Genomic DNA, 357 nt, shown 5'->3' with positions numbered 1-357 from the left:
AGGATGAATAAATGTAATATTTCCTTCTTGGGATAATTGATGTGCAAAAGCCGATGCATCATCAAATGTATCACCATGTAAAATGATTTCGATTTGATCTTTCCCAAACCATTTTACTTGTTTTATTTTTTGTTGAGGTGTCGTAGTAGGCATTACAATTTTACCTTTAATGTTTAATTGTTGACACGAATATGCGACACCTTGTGCGTGATTTCCTGCACTTGCGCAGATCACACCATTATTTTTTTCTTGTTCTGATAACTGAACGATTTTATTATAAGCACCACGCAATTTGTACGAACGGACGACTTGTAAATCTTCTCGTTTTAGATAGACATTCGCTTCAAATTGACGACT

General features: G+C 34.7%; 1 protein-coding gene. It reads right to left on the bottom strand.

Going from position 1 to position 357, the window contains the following annotated elements:
- Positions 1–357 (bottom strand): pyridoxal-phosphate dependent enzyme (locus tag QWI17_RS02435; RefSeq protein WP_302720903.1); only part of this gene is annotated, 357 nt, incomplete at both ends.

Source organism: Gilvimarinus gilvus (assembly GCF_030518155.1).
GTDB lineage: Bacteria > Pseudomonadota > Gammaproteobacteria > Pseudomonadales > Cellvibrionaceae > Gilvimarinus > Gilvimarinus gilvus.
The sequence above is the reverse complement of the archived record's forward strand: the minus strand, read 5'-3'. Positions and strand labels throughout refer to the sequence as shown.